Source organism: Clostridium sp. UBA7503, assembly GCF_002477055.1.
GTDB classification, from domain to species: domain Bacteria; phylum Bacillota; class Clostridia; order Clostridiales; family Clostridiaceae; genus Clostridium_J; species Clostridium_J sulfidigenes.
Map to the genome: position 1 here is coordinate 1 of NZ_DLNT01000005.1, position 16820 is coordinate 16820.

The following is a 16820-nucleotide window of genomic DNA, read 5'->3' on the forward strand; positions in this document are numbered from 1 at the left end:
ACTATATAGGGTACATTTTAAAATTAAGGTTATCTTTTTTTTATTTAGATATAAGTTATATATGTATATAATTTATATCTTATTACTTTCTCATCTCTTCTTCAAATATTTTATCATATTCTGCAACAACCTTATCAAATTCAACTTCATCTTCAACCATTTCATATGAAGCTGTGGCACCTTCTCCAATTACCTTATATACATAAGCTTCATCTTCTTCGTCAAGTGGTGCTAAAATAACATAGTGCTCTCCATCTATAGTTAAATCTTCAACTATTTCTAGTTCTACCTTTTCCATTGTTTCTGAATCAGTAAGTGTTATTATATTGATTTCTTCCATCTTCATGTCCTCCTAAATTCTTTCAAATAAATCTTATTTAATTATATAGCATATAAAACTATAAAACAATGCCATATTAAAAATATAAAACTTAATTATATTACTATCTAATTTATACTATTTATTAGTAGACATGTATATATTATTTTTACATAAACTTTAAATATAAAATCTAGTATCTGGGTCTATGAGATTATCTTTTATTTCTACACCAAATAATCCATTCATTAAGGTAGCACTTTCAATATGGTGGGCATCCTGTACATCTCTATTTAAAATTTGTACTTGATCTATACTACTCTTTTGTGATGGTTTAATTTGATTATTCTTTTTATTTTTATTTTTCGATTTACTCATGTTAATTCACCTTCCTTTCTTATATAATATAAATTATTTAAGACAAAAGGCAGTTAATCATTTTTTGCATTATAAGCAGTTAAAACTTGATTGAACTCTTTACCTGCTCCTATAGAGGCATACTCAATCATACCATTTTCTCTACTTATAACCTTATATGCACAAGCTTCATCTGAATCCTTGGGACCTGCAATTACATACTCATTTTTTCCTACATTAACCACATCAATAAATTCTAATTCTACTATTCTTCCATCTTCCCCTGAAACTTTTATACATTTATTATTGCTCATCTTATAACCTCCAACTATTTTAAAATCTTTAGTAAAAATATATAAATTTAAAGTTATACATTTTTAACTTTAAATTATTTTAAAAATATATTACTTATTTATAAGATGTGCATAATACAAAAAATTATTTATGTTTTTCATTTTATTTTTTTAAGGTATCTAATCTATCCTTTATGCGTTTTTCATATCCCATTAATGTTGGAGTATAATATTTTTTCTTAAGTAACTCCTTAGGCATATATTGTTGCCTAACATAATGATTTTCATAATCATGAGGATACTTATATCTTGATCCTTCATTTAAAACATTAGATCCACTATAATTACTACCTCGAAGATGTAAAGGAACTCTACCTATCTCTTCCTTCTCAATGTCTTCAAGAGCTAAATTAATAGCATTATAAGCTGCATTACTTTTAGGTGCCACAGCTAAATATATAACCGCCTGAGCTAGAGGTATTCTAGCTTCTGGCATTCCTATAAACTTTACTGCATTTAGAGCGGCATTAGCTATTAAAAGCGCATATGGATCTGCATTGCCTATATCTTCTGATGCTGATATTACAAGTCTTCTAGCTATGAATTCAGGATCTTCACCACCTGATAGCATTCGAGCAAGATAATGAACTGAAGCATCAGGATCACTTCCTCTAATACTCTTTATAAAGGCAGATATTATATCATAATGATAATCTCCACTTTTATCATAACTAATTTGTTTTCTTTGCATACACTCTTCTACTACATCTTGAGTTATATGTATTATACCATCTTCTCTCTTATTAGTAGTTAATACAGCCAATTCTAAAGCATTTAATGCTCTTCTCCCATCACCACCAGCATTATCACATATAAACTCTTCTGCTTCTTTATATAACTTTATACTAATACTTCCATAGCCCAACTTTTTATCTTTAAGCGCTCTATTTAATAATGACACTATATTTTCCTTTGATAAAAGCTCTAATTTAAAAATCATTGATCTAGATAAAAGCGCTTTATTAACTTCGAAAAAGGGGTTTTCTGTAGTAGCACCAACTAAGGTTACTATCCCCTTTTCTACATGAGGTAATAAACTATCTTGTTGGGTTTTATTAAACCTATGTATTTCATCTATGAAAAGTATAGTTCTCTTTCCACTCATAGAAATTTCTCTCGTTGCTTCATCTATTACATTCTTTATATCTTTAATGCCAGAAGTTACAGCATTTAGCTCCACATAGTTACATTTAGTTGTTTTAGCGATAATTTTTGCCAGACTAGTTTTTCCAACTCCAGGGGGTCCATAAAATATTAAAGATGTAATTCTATCCCCTTTAATGCTTCTATATAATAGTTTATCCTTAGCTAATATATGGTCTTGCCCTACAAAATCATCTAAATTACTAGGTTTAAGCCTTTGCGCTAAAGGTTCATTACTAATTAAATCTATATTTTTATTTTTTTCTTTTCCTTCTTCTAAATCAAATAATGAGATATTATATTCTCTTTCCATTTACATCATCCTTTAATAAATACTTATTATACCAATTTAATCTAAATTTCATTCTATAATATATTAAATATAACATAAAGCCTTCCAGAATAAAATCTTTAACTCTGGAAGGCTAATATCTTTACTAAAAGTTATTAAGGTAATAATCTGTATATTTTATATAGTAATCTAATATTATAATTAATTATAAAAATTAATAAATACTATACTAAATTATTCATTATAGTAAGTTTTTACTTTTCTTTTCATTGTAATCATCTAAACATTTTTTAACCCCTGCAGATAATGCTAAAAGGGCAAGTAAATTAGGGAATACCATTAATCCATTAAAAGTATCTGCAAGTTCCCAAACTAAATCTACTTTCATACCAGCACCTAAGAATATAAATATCATAACTAATATTCTATAAGGAGTTATTCCTTTGTCACCAAATAAAAACTTTATATTAGCTTCCCCAAAGAAATACCATCCTATAATTGTAGAAAATGCAAAGAAGAATAAAGCTACTGAAATAAATATTCCTCCAAATTCTCCACCCATACCATTAGCAAAAGCAGTTTGTGTTAATATTATTCCTGTTTCTCCACTATCCAAAGCTCCAGTAGTCAGTATTACGAGAGCTGTTAAAGTTAGTATAATGAAGGTATCTATAAATACTCCCATCATGGCAACTAACCCTTGCTCTGATGGATGATTAACCTTTGCTACTGCATGAGCATGTGGTGTTGAACCCATACCTGCCTCATTTGAAAACAATCCTCTAGAAACTCCATATCTAACAGCTTGTCTAATTGTAACTCCTGCAACTCCTCCAGCTATAGCTTGAGGATTAAATGCTCCAACTACAATCATTTTTAAAGCAGGTAATATATTTGCATAGTTCATTACTATTATAAATAAGCTACCTATAATATATAATAGCGCCATTACTGGAACAACTTTTTCTGTAAAGGATGCTATACGAGAAACTCCTCCTATGAAAATTATACCAGCTAGTATAGCAACTACCACACCTACTATTCTAGGATCGATGCTAAAGGATTTTGAAAAAGCACTTCCTATAGAGTTTGCTTGTACCATATTCCCAATAAAACCAAGAGCAAGTATAATAGTTATTGCGAAAAATATAGATAGCACCTTTGCTATATTTTTATTCTTCAAGCCATTTTTGATGTAATAAGCTGGACCACCAGTAACTTGTCCATTTACTACGGTCTTGTATTGCTGAGCTAAAGTTGCTTCAGCGAATATAGTTCCCATTCCAAAAAAGGCACTAATCCACATCCAAAAAATCGCTCCAGGGCCTCCCATTGCAATAGCTGTTGCTGCTCCAGCTAAATTTCCCGTACCTACTTGTGCAGCTATTGAAGTAGCTAAAGCTTGGAAAGAAGACATTCCATCAGCCCCTGCTTTTTTGCCAAATTTTAATTTACCAAAAACAAGTCTAAAGCTTTCGCCAAATTTTACAACTTGAACAAACTTTAACCTAAAAGTAAAATAAATCCCTGTTCCACATAGTAAAAAAACCAATACATAGTTCCAAATAACTCCATTGATACCCTTAACTATCTCTAGTAAATTATCCATAATATCCTCCCCATGATGTTACAGTTTACTACCTTATATTCATTGTAAGTTTATTTTGTGAATTTTTCAACAATTTCGAATAACCTTGTATATTTGAATATGTAATGATACTATTTGATATTTAAATAGATAGGATTTAAATTATCATATAATCTTATAAAATATTAAAAATAAATAAAAACAATGAAAAGCATCAGACTCCTTCCCATTGTTTTGTTGGTGCAGATAGCGGGATTTGAACCCGCACGAGAATTCTCTCACTACCCCCTCAAGATAGCGTGTCTGCCATTCCACCATATCTGCATAATAATATAATTTTATTTAATTATTATATCATCATCTATTACTAGATTCAACAACTAAAATTAACTTAGTTTAAAACAATTTAATAAATAAACCCAATTTAATTTATAATAAATTAAATTGGGTTTATTACTATAATTATTGCAAGATATGTTTTACTCTGTCTTTTCACCTAAATTGTATAGATATCTATATACTCTATGATTAAATTTAACCTTTTGAACATAACTTTTAGTTTCCTTAAATGGAATCTTATGAAGGTTTTCTCCATCGATAGAATATTTCTCATCCTCAAGCCACTTAGCAACATTTCCAGGGCCACCATTGTAAGCTGCTAATACAAGAATATAGTCCCCATTAAAATCCTCACTCAATTTTTTCAAATACCAAGTTCCCATTCTTATATTCATCTCAGGATCTGCTATTATTTCTTCATTAAAGTTACTTAATTCTAGTTTTTCTGCAATCCACTTTCCTGTATCTGGCATTATCTGCATTAATCCTATTGCTCCCTTTGATGAGCTTGCATCTACTATAAATTTACTTTCTGTATTAATTACTGCTGCTACTAAATTCGGATCTACATTGTATATATCACTATATTCAATAATACTTTTTTCATACTCTAACGGAAAAAAGCTTTTTAGTATAACTTTAAAATTAACAATAATAATTACAGCTATAACTATTATCAATATAATTTTCTTGGTTCTTCTATTAGATTTATAAGTCATTTTTCCCCCTAATCTATTTAAGCTTGCTTATTACCTTCATCACTTTAATCCTAGTTTCTTGCAGATTTCCACTATTATCAATGATAAAGTCTGCAAACTTACATTTTTCTTTTGTACTCATTTGATTATTTATTCTTATAGTTGCTTCTTCCATTGAAAAATTATCTCGTCTCATAACTCTCTCTAACTGTATTTGTTCACTGGCAATAACAACTATTATCTTATCCATATAAATATGAAGTTTACTTTCTATTAATGTAGGTGCATCTACTATGCACATTTCTTCTCCTATATCATTATATTTATTTATTTCACTAAATATATCATGAAAAATATGAGGCATTATTATATCTTCATATTGAACTTTTTTACTTTTGTCAGAAAATATTAGATTTCCCATTTTGCGCCTTAGAAACTCCCCATTTTCATCAAAATATTCATCGCCAAAAATTCTTCTTATTTCTAATAAAATATTTGGGTGATTTACAAGTACCTTTCTAGAAATTTCATCTGCATCAATAACAGGAATATTACTTTCCTTGAAAATCATACTTATGGTACTCTTTCCACATCCAATGCCCCCTGTTAAACCTACTTTTAATATATTATTTTGCTTCATACCAAGTGTCTCCTATAGAAATATCTACATCTAGGGGAACTTTAAGATCTAGTACATTCTCCATTTCCTTCTTAACTATTTTCTTTACTAAATCAAGTTCATTCTTATATACATTAAGTATAAGTTCATCATGAACTTGTAAAATTAATCTACTCTTAAGTCCGTTTGATTTAAGTTCATTAGCAACATTAACCATAGCAATCTTTATAATATCTGCTGCACTACCTTGAATAGGTGCATTCATAGCTAATCTTCTTCCTAAAGCTTTTACAATTTTATTAGAAGACTTTATTTCTGGAATATATCTTTTTCTATGAAGAAGTGTTGTTACATAAGAATTTTCTTCAGCCTCTTGAATTACTCTATCCATATATTTTTGTACATTCTCATATCTCTCAAGATAAGTATCAATATACTTCTTTGCTTCTCCTCGAGTTATACCTAAATCTTGAGCCAAGCTGAAATCACCTATTCCATATACAATACCAAAGTTAACAGCCTTTGCATTACTTCTCATTGTCTTAGTTACATTTTCAATTGGTACATTGAATACTTCTGATGCTGTAGAAGTATGGATGTCTAAACTATTTCTAAAAGCTTTTATCATATTTTCATCTTCAGAAATATGTGCAAGAACTCTAAGTTCAATTTGTGAATAATCCGCTGACAAAATTACTGACTCTTCATTGTGTGGTATGAAAACCTTCCTTATTGATCTCCCATTCTCGTTTTTGATTGGTATATTCTGAAGGTTAGGTTCTGTACTAGATAATCTGCCAGTAGTAGTTACCGTTTGAGTAAAGTTAGAATGTATTCTTCCATCTTCATCTATTACATTTTTAAGTCCCTCTATATAAGTAGAATATAATTTTGTAATTTGTCTAAAATATAAAATTATATTAATTATCTCATGTTTATCCTTTAAAGCATCTAATACTTCCGCATTGGTAGAATAACCTGTTTTAGTTTTCTTTATTACTGGTAGGTCTANNTTTTCAAACAATATTTTCCCAAGCTGCTTAGGAGAATTTATATTAAATTCCTCTCCTGCCAAATGGTATATTTCTTTTGTAAGAGTATCAATCTCTCCACTAAATTTAGTACCTAGATTCTCCAATTCTCTTCTATTGATATTAAACCCTTCATATTCCATATATGATATAACCTTAGTAAGCGGTTGCTCTACTTTAAACAACAACTCCTCCATATCTTCTTTTTTAATTCCCTCTTTTAAAATTGCATAGATTTTCTCAAGAGCTACAATTTCATTGGCTTTAAGGGTGTCTTCATCCCCGTCAAATGTCTTTCCTAGCATTTCTTCATAAAGTGTTTTTATGGAATACTCTGATTTTGATGAATCTAATAAGTAAGCTGCTATTTCCACATCAAAATTTACTAGGTCTAAATCAATACCAAGCTTTAATAAAGAAGTATACCCATATTTAATACCATGGGTAATTTTTTCAATACTAGAATTATGTAAAATTTTATTCATAGCATTTATAAAACCTTCCCTATCTTCTTCTATTAATTTATCACAATAAAGTAAATACACCTGACCTTCTGACAATATGCCTATGGTCTTCACCATAATTTTAGTAAAATTACTTGTATCCTCCACATATAACTTAACAAAAATCCTATTCTTTATATTAGCTATAGCTTGATTCAAGTCTTTAATTTCATTTATTACTTTAAAATCAACAACTTCTAATCTTTGATTTTCTGGAGTTTCAGAACTATCTTGTGAAAGATTTTCAAATTTGTTAAGAAGAGATTTAAATTGCAATCTTAGACACATATCTCTAACTTCACTATTGTTAAAATTTCCTTTAGTTCTTAACTGTTCCATAGGTATTTCTACAGGAACTTTAGTAATAATTGTAGCTAACTTCTTACTAAAAATTGCTTGTTCACTATACTCTTGAAGAGACTCTTTAAGTTTTTTACCACTGATATTAGATATATTCATCAAAACATCTTCTATGCTTCCATATTCCTTGATTAACTTAAATGCAGTCTTCTCCCCTATCCCCGGAACTCCTGGAATATTATCGGATTTATCTCCCATAAGTCCTTTCACATCTATATATTGAGTAGGTGTCACCCCAAAATCTTCAATAAACCTTTTTTTATTATATATCTCTTTTTCTGTAATTCCTTTTTTATTTATAACTACATTAACGTTATCTGTGGCTAGTTGAAGAGCATCTTTATCTCCTGTTACCACATAAACTTCCATACCCTCATCTTCTGCTAAAACAGATATAGTACCTATTAGATCATCTGCTTCATATCCCTCTAATTCAAATACGCTTATTCCCATCTTGGATAATATTTCTCTTATTATAGGAAATTGCATGGAAAGCTCTGGAGGTGTTTTCTTTCTTCCTGCTTTATAATCTTCATATTCCTTATGTCTAAATGTATTAGAAGATTTGTCAAATGCAGCTACAATATAATCTGGATTTATATCTTCTTTAATTTTAAGAAGCATATTTAAAAAACCATATACTCCATTAGTATAAACGCCTTCTTTTGTTGTAAGTTCTGGTATAGCATAAAACGCTCTATATAATAAGCTATTTCCATCTAAAACAGCTAAGCTTTCTCTATTAATTTTAATCACATCCATTCAAATTATTTAATCGCTTTTATTGAATTCCTTTATTTTTTCTTATTATCCCCTATCATTATTCTTTACTTTTTCGAGTCTAAAGTCAAGTAAATAAACAGGATTCTTTTGATAAATGATTATATCACTACTTCATGGTATTAACAATAAAATTTATAATTTTTAAATATAAGTTTTCATTTATCTGCATTATGAGTATAATACAAATTTTATTTAATAAAATAGAATTTAATAAACCTTCTAAAATATAGATTTTCTATATCTTAGAAGGTTTATTAAATGCAAAAATATATTTCTAAATACAAATAAATAATAACCGGTTAAAAAATCTCTAGTAAATAATTCATAACTTCAAATTTTGATATCTTCATCATATTTAAGTCTAAAGCACTAATTAAAAGTGAACCAATACAAGTCATTTCTGCAATAGATGCATTCTTATCCTTACATTGTTTTACAATTTCTAAAATATACTTAAATCTAATTCATGGGATAATTTTTCTAGAATCTTGATTCCACCTATGCTATTTCCCTGAGCATCAAGAGCAGGACCTACAACTCCAATCCCCATCCTCCTAGGTACTGCAGCCATTATTCCACCACCTACTCCACTCTTTGCTGGAATTCCTATATGTACAGCAAACTTTCCAGATGCATCATACATACCACAAGTAACCATTATGGTTTTAACTATTCTACATGCTTCTCTGGATATAACTCTTTCATTATTTATAAGAACTCCATCATTGGCAAGCATAGCTCCTATCCTAGCTATATCTTTGCAAGTTATCTCCATAGAACAAGCTTTAAAGTAGACATCTAAAATTTCCTCTACATCACCTTCTATTATGCCATTACCCTTCATGTAATAAGCTAATGCTCTGTTTCTATTTCCAGTTTTCTTTTCACTCTCATACACATTGTAATTTATACCTATCTCATCATTTCCAGTTATTTTTCTTGTAAAATTAAGTATTCTATTTATTTTTTCATCAGCTGTTTCTCCATTAATTAAAGACACTGTTGCAATAGCTCCTGCGTTTATCATAGGATTCAATGGTTGTTTTTGTTCATGAGTTTCCAAGTTAGTTATGGAATTAAATCCTGACTCTGTAGGTTCCATTCCAACTTTAGTGAAAACGTATTCCGTACCATTATCTAAGATTGCTAACATTAAGGTTATTACTTTAGACATACTTTGTATTGTGAATTTAATATCCCAATCACCTGCAAAATATTCTTCACCGCCTAAATTGGTAACCCAAATACCTAGAGCTTCAGGATTAGCTTTTGCTAGTTCTGGTATATATGAAGCCACTTCACCTTTACTTGTCCACTTTCTACAATCTTCAATTATATTTTCCAAGATCCTCTTCATTATCATATCTCCCCTCTGATTTAATTTCTTACAGTTTTATTATAGTAATCAAGTATCCACTTTTCAATACTTAAATATTGACTTCAGTATTATCCTTATCTAAGGTAAAAATACTATTGTAATCCTTAGGATATTGTGGTAAAATACTAAATGTACTAGCCGGTGTGATGGAATTGGCAGACGTGCGGGACTCAAAATCCCGTGGTGGCAACACCGTACCGGTTCGACCCCGGTCACCGGCACCAGTAAAAACCTCTTGATTAATCAAGAGGTTTTTTTATATTATAAACTTATTTTATCAAATAATATCATGAAATATTTAAACTGAAATATAATAATATTATAAAGTATTATTATTAGGAGTATCTATGACTAATTCAAGAGATTGTAATTTATACTACGATGAAAGTGTATCTAATTTTCTTGTTCAATATAAAAATAAAGATGAGTTTAAAAACCAAATAGATAAAATATCCTATGCTTGTGGTGATGTAATTACAGATAATCTAGCTGTAGTAGCAGTTTCCCATTTAGAAATGAATAGATTGTTAAAAGAAGTTCCCCAAATTACTTTCTTCGATTTTAGAAAAATGTTTGTATTAGGTGAAACTTCAAAATCTACTTCCCCTCCTTCTGTGGGCAACATAAATTCCATGTTAATAAATCCTTATTTGAATTTAACTGGCAGAGGAGTTCTAATAGGTATTGTAGATACAGGTATAGATTATCTTAATGAGGAATTCATTAGAGAAGATGATACCTCAAGAATAGTTAGCCTTTGGGATCAAACTATATCAAACAATAGTTCTACCACATATATGGGTACTACTTATTCTAATGAACAAATTAATGCAGCAATTAAAGCTTACAAAAACAATGAAGATCCTTATGCAATCGTGCCATCTAAAGATACTACTGGACATGGTACACAGGTTGCAGGGATTATAGGCGCCAGGGGTAATAACTCTAATATAAGAGGTATAGCCAATGACAGTGACTTTGTAATCGTAAAGCTCTTTGAATCTACTAATTTTAGAAAAACCTTACTAGAAAATGGCATAGAGTATACTCCAGTATATAATGCCAGTGAAATCGTATCTGGAGTCGAATATTTAAAAAATGTTGCTATTGAACTTAAAAGACCTATGGTCATATATTTAGGCTTAGGTTCTACAGAAAGTAGCCACGATGGAAATAGCTTGATTTCTAGATATATGTCCTCTATAGGTACTATTAGAGGAATATGTTTAGTTGCTGGCGTGGGAAATGAAGGAGCTGCTCAAACCCATGCTACTGGTTATATTAAAAATAAAAATGATCCCTCGTCCCTAGAACTTAGAATTACTAAAGAAATGAAATTTTTCACATTTAACATATGGGTTAAAAAGCCAAACAGAGCTTCTTTAGTCATAGTATCTCCTACTGGTGAAAGCTCTAGCCTATTAAAATCCAAAGATGCTAATGAACAGATTACTAAATTTGTATTCTTGAACACTAGATCAAGAGTTCTATATTTTAATCCTGAACATTTTACTGGCCATGAAGTTATTCATGTAGAATTTTATAACATAAAACCCGGCATATGGACCTTTAGGTTAACAGGAGAATATTTAATCGATGGACGATATGATATTTGGCTACAACCACATAGTACTTTACCCAGCGGCACCGAATTTCTTCAACCTAACCCATTAAATACACTAACTGAACCATCCACAGCTGTTAATATTGTTACTGTTTCTTATTATGGTGAAGATAATGCTTTAATTTCCACTTCCGGAAGAGGTTTCAATACCAACAACCTAATCAATCCTGATATAGCTACTTTAGGCATAAATATTTTAACTACAAAAGTTACTGGTGGCACTACCACAATGTCTGGTAGTTCTGCTGCAACTGCTATAGTTGCAGGCGCCTGTGCAATATTATTAGAATGGGGAATTGTTAATGGCAATGATCAAACTATGTATTCTCAAAAAATTAGAAATTATCTAATGCATGGTGCAGCTAGGAGCAGTTATTACCGTTTTCCTAATCATGAGTTAGGATATGGATATTTAGACCTATTAGGTGTTTTTAACTTTATAAGTAGATCCTATTCTACAAATATATCTCTTAATAGAACCAACACTTGTAATGAGTATAATCAAAGTGATGATTATTTTGTATATACTACTAATAATATATTTATAAGAATTCCAAAATGTATTGTAGGTGATTTTATATGAAGCGACATTTAGGTGTTCCGGATAACATTTTTTATGATATAAATTACGATCATTATATTGTTCAGTATCAAGGAGATATTCAACAAGACATCACTCAAGAGCCAAGTCACTATTTAACTATAATTAATGATAGGTATGCAATCATATCTCTGCCTAAAAACGTAGAAATATCTGTTGGTGACCCTGAATATCCCTCCATTGTATATGTAAAACCAGTTGAAATGTATACCCTTCAACAGATTACCCCTACAGAGGCCTCTCAAGCAGGTTTTTTACAGTTAGGCCTCCCTTTAACCTTAAATGGGAGTGGTGTCAATGTAGCAATTCTTGATACGGGTATAGATTACTTAAGCGAAGAATTTATGAGGGATAATGGAGAAACTAGAATAGAATGTATTTGGGATCAAACAATACCTTCTAAAGACAAAACTTTAGATGATTTTATTCCATATGGTACTCTATATGAAAAAGATGATATTCAGTCTGCTATACAAGCAGCTAGAGAAGGTAAATCTCCCTATGATATAGTACCAACCATAGATGAAATTGGTCATGGTACAAATATGGCTGGTATAATTGGGGCTACTGGTAAAAATCCTCAGTTAAAAGGTGTAGTCCAAAATTGCGATTTTGTAATTGTAAAGCTAATCGAAGATTTTTCATACAAATCACAATTTAATGTTAAAATTCCAATTTATAACATAACCACTATTTTTGCTGCTCTGGAATTTTTATATAGATATTCTTTAACTTCGTCTAAACCAATGGTTATTCTTTTTCCTCTTGGTACAAATTTAGGTAACCATAAGGGGACTGGAATCTTAGAGCAGTATATAGCATCTCTAAGCCAAAATAGTGGATTTATAGTGGTTGTTCCAACTGGGAATCAAAGAGATAAAGGATGTCATACTTCTGGAATACTATCCGAACCTGGAGAACTTCATATAGTCGAAGTTGATGTATCTCCAGAGCAAAATAGTTTATGGATGGATATTTGGGTAGATTCACCTAACATCATGTCAGTAGAAATTATATCTCCCTCTGGTGAAAGCACTGGTATTATTGGGGCCTTAATTAATGACACAGAATATTACGATTATATATTCGAAAAGACTTCAGTTAAAGTTAATTACTATTTACCTGAAGATATTACAGGTGATGAATTAATACGAATTAGATTTTATGACATACAATCAGGCATATGGAAACTTAGATTAATTACAAATACTGTTTTAAAAGGTAACTTTAATGCTTGGATTCCAGAAGAGGGCTTAACTGTTGGTGGTACTCACTTTAGCTATTCAGACCCCTTCGGAACATCTACTAATCCAAGCAATTCCCCTTATGTAATCTCTGTTGCAGCTTATAATCAAAACAATAATTATCTTCTAAACTACTCTGGTGCAGGTTTTAACGACCTTAAATTCAATTACGTTGATATAGCAGCTGGTGGTGTAAATGCTATAACAGTAGCTCCTAACAATGAAATTGCAACAGTTAATGGCACATGTGTAGCTGCTGCTGTTGTTGCTGGTGCTTGTGCCATGTTATTTGAATGGGGATTTACTAGACTTAATGATCCTTACATGTATTCTCAATCTATGAAAACCTATATAGCAAGAGGAGCTGTACAACGTCTTGGGGATATATATCCTAACCCTCAATGGGGCTATGGATTATTAAATATACTTCAAATGTTTCAAAACATGATTTAGCTATAATGGTAAAACCCTAATCATAAAATATACTATGATTAGGGTTTTGTAACTTTTCTTCTTTTAAAACTCTTTTTTAACACATACTCACTTTAACATTTTTACCCATATCACTAAGTATCTTTTCTAATTCTCTTATTATTCCTAATTTTATAGTATAGCTAATATGACTGTTGGAATCATCATGAACAGGATTTATTGCACTCCCTATAAAAAAATTTATATCAGTTGATTCTTCAAATAAAATTTTGGCTATCATGGAAGCTCCGTCTATTTTATTTCTTAAATCTAAGGATATATTTGATGTAATACTATATTGCTTAGCAATATTTAAAACTTTTTCTAAAGTTATAACTCCTTCTGTAACTAAATCTACCCCTTCAATACATGCAGTTGATGGTATTTCCTCATTGCATGTATTGTTGTTTATTATAATAGGTTTATTTAAATATCTACTTGCTATCTTAGCCGTAGTTCCTCCACAAATTAACTTCTTACCTTTTCTTGAAAAAAAAAGTTTTAATNNCTTATTATCATCTTCTTTATGCTCTGGTGGACCTATCATAAGATTTACTAATTTTCTCTCACAAATTTTAAACACAGCAACGGTTATGTCATCATCTGGAGAATTTAAATATAAATCCATAGATGCATTTGCTATGGTTGCAGCCATCCTTTGTGGTGACATATCTGGAGTATACCACCTCTGAACATATTCTATAACGCTTTCTCTTCTCCACCCATTTTTTGTAGTTCTTCCGAGCCCAGCGCTAGTAACTCCATCAGTTAAAAGTATAATCATATCTCCTATAGAAAGCTTAATATTACTTTCATATATTTCTTTTTCATAAATAACTTTGCACATTGAATCATATACAACGTTTTTCCCTTCTCTAATTAAAATTACTGATGGATTATCAAATTGTGCTAAATACGCATCGCCTCGTTGATAAATTTGAAGTATAGTAAAAGTTGAATATGCCATATTTCTAACCTTGCAAACTGGTAAGCTTTTAGCTATTGTATATACACTTTCCTCTATAGACATATTACTAGCCATCATGGTGCCTAATATCTTTGATGTTAAAGTTGCTAGTATATTAGCCTTAATACCGCTTCCCAACCCATCAGACAATACAAATGTGGTCTTATCTTTACCTTTTATTGTAGTATAAAAATCTCCGGAGATAGATTCACCATGTTTGTTAAAGCTTGCAAATCCACTTTCCAAAAATAAATTAGTCATAATCCTCTTCCTCCATAAGTATTGCTTCTTTAAGGTCTGTAAGTGCTACTTTAGTTTCAGCTGCTGTTTCTCCAAGTAATGATGCAATCTCGTGTACAATACACATATGCTTTTCAACAATTTTATCAGTTATCTCTGCTCTAAGTGTCTTTTCTTTAATCAATTCCTCTCTTTTTAGTTTTAGTTTAGTTATATCCTTCATTATACAAATAACAATTCCGCTATTTTTATCATATATAAAATTTTGTTTAACAAATTTACCGTATTCAGGAAGGTAAACATTTTCATTTGCTACATTCTCTTCTTTACTTATTACCTTTATAAAATCAAATTCATCCAAAATTCTAGATACTGAAAAACCGATAATGTCTCTGGAATTTTGAATTTCAAATATATCACAAGCTGATTTATTAATCTGTTGAACTTTTAAATTAGTATCTACAGTAATAATAGCATTAGGTGTAACACTTATAATCTTATCTGAAAAAGATTCTGCCTTTTCCTTCATATAGGGTAAACACATACTTATTTCTGCTTTTCCTAAAATTACTGCTATTGCTTTTTCTCTACAAGTTGAATACCCACAAGTTCCACAGTTCAATTCATCCTCAATACTGTTTTTTCCCATTTTTCTTAATATACTGCTAATCTCCCTATCGCTAGGAGATTGAACGACTACTTGCTCATCTGTAATTCTTCTACTTGTATCAATATTATATTTCAAATCAAAATCAGTAGGATTACATTCATTCAATGCTATACTTTCTACCTTATTCATTGAAGATATTCGTAGTGCTTTGTTATGAGATGATGCTGGTCCATTTATACAACTACCACTACATGCACTCATTTCAATAAAGCAATTATCTAGCTTATTATTAATTATTTCTTTTAGAGTTTCTATACAATTATCTAGACCATCAATAGCAATATAGCTATACTCAGAACTTTTATTCATTGTATTCAAAATTCCTCCAGTAATGGGGAATAATCTTGAAATATAAGTGTTTTTATCCATGTTTATATTATCTTCAATTTTTAATCCTTCTTCATTTATCCAAATATCTAGTTCTTCAAAAGTAATGGTTATATCATTGTATTCTTCTCCACTTCCACATTCTTCTTTTTTAGATATGCATGGACCAATAAACACAACAATAACATCCTTCATATTACTTTTCAATAACTTACTATGAGCTTGCACTGGTGAAATTACAGGTGCTAAATACTTTAATGCTTCTGGATAATGCTTCTGAACTAATTTAACGACCGTAGGACAACATGAAGATATAATTACATTTTTCCAATGATTTTTAATCAAATTTTCATATTCACTTTTTACTATGTATGCTCCTTCTGCCGTTTCAAAAACATTACTAAATCCAAGCTTTCTTATCACATTAGCAAATTGTGAAAACTGAGTAACGTTGTAATTTGAAATATAAGAAGGCGCTATACTAGCAATAACCTGTTTTCCATCCCTGATCAAATTCTTTATAGTTAATACATCATTACGAACTTCTTTAGCATTCTGAGGGCAAATAACCATACAATTACCACATAAAACACAATCTCTTTCAATAATCTGAGCTTGATGGTTTTTTACCTCTATAGCTTTAACAGGACAATTTCTAATACATTTATAGCAGTTCTTACAATTAGCTTTTTTAAATTTCAGTATACCCATGGAAAATCTATCCCCTATCATAAAATAAATAATGCAAATTATTTAACAATACCAATTTTGATAAAGTTTTAACAATTCAATTGTATAGCCGAATAGTATAATTGTCAATTCTAACTAAAACTCAAATTCCAAGTGTTAATATTTATTCTATGAGTTTATTTTCTTAGTGGATATATGTATAAAGTATATTGTTTACCATCAA

The 16820-nt window shown here is 30.2% G+C and carries 14 protein-coding genes and 2 tRNA genes; 3 read left to right on the plus strand and 13 right to left on the minus strand.

What is annotated here, in order from left to right:
- Positions 1-82: 82 nt before the first annotated feature.
- From B3630_RS00440 to glsA, 11 genes are all read right to left on the minus strand, one after another.
- A complete protein-coding gene (locus tag B3630_RS00440; protein ID WP_346894529.1) occupies positions 83-340 on the minus strand; it encodes a DUF1292 domain-containing protein in 258 nt (85 codons plus the stop codon).
- A 159-nt stretch (positions 341-499) separates the two neighbouring features.
- Entirely contained in the window at positions 500-697 is a 198-nt protein-coding gene (locus B3630_RS00445) for a hypothetical protein (RefSeq protein WP_346871185.1), read from the minus strand.
- Positions 698-750: 53 nt separating this feature from the next.
- Positions 751-990, minus strand: coding sequence for a DUF1292 domain-containing protein (locus B3630_RS00450; protein WP_150842384.1), 240 nt, complete (start codon positions 988-990; stop codon positions 751-753).
- 142 nt (positions 991-1132) lie between these two features.
- Positions 1133-2485: a replication-associated recombination protein A gene (locus tag B3630_RS00455; protein ID WP_346894531.1), complete on the minus strand. Its 1353-nt coding sequence runs from the start codon at positions 2483-2485 to the stop codon at positions 1133-1135.
- A 220-nt stretch (positions 2486-2705) separates the two neighbouring features.
- Positions 2706-4073 (minus strand): sodium:alanine symporter family protein, encoded by a 1368-nt coding sequence (locus B3630_RS00460; protein ID WP_346894533.1) that lies wholly within the window; start codon positions 4071-4073, stop codon positions 2706-2708.
- A 217-nt stretch (positions 4074-4290) separates the two neighbouring features.
- A tRNA-Leu gene (locus B3630_RS00465) sits at positions 4291-4376 on the minus strand.
- Positions 4377-4531: 155 nt separating this feature from the next.
- On the minus strand, positions 4532-5110 hold the full coding sequence (locus B3630_RS00470) for a lytic transglycosylase domain-containing protein (RefSeq protein ID WP_346894535.1): 579 nt from the start codon (positions 5108-5110) through the stop codon (positions 4532-4534).
- A gap of 13 nt (positions 5111-5123) precedes the next feature.
- Positions 5124-5729 (minus strand): dephospho-CoA kinase, encoded by a 606-nt coding sequence (coaE, locus tag B3630_RS00475; RefSeq protein WP_346894537.1) that lies wholly within the window; start codon positions 5727-5729, stop codon positions 5124-5126.
- Entirely contained in the window at positions 5716-8349 is a 2634-nt protein-coding gene (gene polA / locus B3630_RS00480; protein WP_346894565.1) for a DNA polymerase I, read from the minus strand. Before polA ends, coaE begins: the two co-directional genes overlap by 14 nt.
- A gap of 335 nt (positions 8350-8684) precedes the next feature.
- Positions 8685-8849, minus strand: a complete 165-nt coding sequence (locus tag B3630_RS17430; RefSeq protein ID WP_414632984.1) for a DUF554 family protein — start codon at positions 8847-8849, stop codon at positions 8685-8687.
- The gene (gene glsA, locus B3630_RS00485; protein WP_035133689.1) at positions 8828-9742 is read right to left on the minus strand and encodes a glutaminase A; all 915 of its coding nucleotides are present in this window, start codon (positions 9740-9742) and stop codon (positions 8828-8830) included. Before glsA ends, B3630_RS17430 begins: the two co-directional genes overlap by 22 nt.
- Positions 9743-9900: 158 nt before the next feature.
- Here glsA and B3630_RS00490 point away from each other — a divergent pair.
- From B3630_RS00490 to B3630_RS00500, 3 genes are all read left to right on the plus strand, one after another.
- Positions 9901-9987, plus strand: a tRNA-Leu gene (locus B3630_RS00490).
- 123 nt (positions 9988-10110) lie between these two features.
- Positions 10111-11970: a S8 family peptidase gene (locus B3630_RS00495; RefSeq protein ID WP_346894539.1), complete on the plus strand. Its 1860-nt coding sequence runs from the start codon at positions 10111-10113 to the stop codon at positions 11968-11970.
- On the plus strand, positions 11967-13685 hold the full coding sequence (locus tag B3630_RS00500) for a S8 family peptidase (RefSeq protein WP_346894541.1): 1719 nt from the start codon (positions 11967-11969) through the stop codon (positions 13683-13685). Before B3630_RS00495 ends, B3630_RS00500 begins: the two co-directional genes overlap by 4 nt.
- 76 nt (positions 13686-13761) lie before the next feature.
- On the opposite strand, the gene B3630_RS00505 is transcribed toward B3630_RS00500, so the two are convergent.
- Entirely contained in the window at positions 13762-14931 is a 1170-nt protein-coding gene (locus B3630_RS00505; protein ID WP_346894543.1) for a SpoIIE family protein phosphatase, read from the minus strand.
- Positions 14924-16618, minus strand: a complete 1695-nt coding sequence (locus B3630_RS00510; protein ID WP_346894545.1) for a [Fe-Fe] hydrogenase large subunit C-terminal domain-containing protein — start codon at positions 16616-16618, stop codon at positions 14924-14926. Before B3630_RS00510 ends, B3630_RS00505 begins: the two co-directional genes overlap by 8 nt.
- Between the last annotated feature and the right edge of the window lie 202 nt (positions 16619-16820).

What these genes read in the sequence shown, in the direction of transcription:
- B3630_RS00440 (WP_346894529.1), bottom strand. Translation starts at nt 340, where the DNA reads ATGGAAGAAATCAATATAATAACACTTACTGATTCAGAAACAATGGAA.
- B3630_RS00445 (WP_346871185.1), bottom strand. Translation starts at nt 697, where the DNA reads ATGAGTAAATCGAAAAATAAAAATAAAAAGAATAATCAAATTAAACCA.
- B3630_RS00450 (WP_150842384.1), bottom strand. Translation starts at nt 990, where the DNA reads ATGAGCAATAATAAATGTATAAAAGTTTCAGGGGAAGATGGAAGAATA.
- B3630_RS00455 (WP_346894531.1), bottom strand. Translation starts at nt 2,485, where the DNA reads ATGGAAAGAGAATATAATATCTCATTATTTGATTTAGAAGAAGGAAAA.
- B3630_RS00460 (WP_346894533.1), bottom strand. Translation starts at nt 4,073, where the DNA reads ATGGATAATTTACTAGAGATAGTTAAGGGTATCAATGGAGTTATTTGG.
- B3630_RS00470 (WP_346894535.1), bottom strand. Translation starts at nt 5,110, where the DNA reads ATGACTTATAAATCTAATAGAAGAACCAAGAAAATTATATTGATAATA.
- coaE (WP_346894537.1), bottom strand. Translation starts at nt 5,729, where the DNA reads ATGAAGCAAAATAATATATTAAAAGTAGGTTTAACAGGGGGCATTGGA.
- glsA (WP_035133689.1), bottom strand. Translation starts at nt 9,742, where the DNA reads ATGAAGAGGATCTTGGAAAATATAATTGAAGATTGTAGAAAGTGGACA.
- B3630_RS00495 (WP_346894539.1), top strand. Translation starts at nt 10,111, where the DNA reads ATGACTAATTCAAGAGATTGTAATTTATACTACGATGAAAGTGTATCT.
- B3630_RS00500 (WP_346894541.1), top strand. Translation starts at nt 11,967, where the DNA reads ATGAAGCGACATTTAGGTGTTCCGGATAACATTTTTTATGATATAAAT.
- B3630_RS00510 (WP_346894545.1), bottom strand. Translation starts at nt 16,618, where the DNA reads ATGGGTATACTGAAATTTAAAAAAGCTAATTGTAAGAACTGCTATAAA.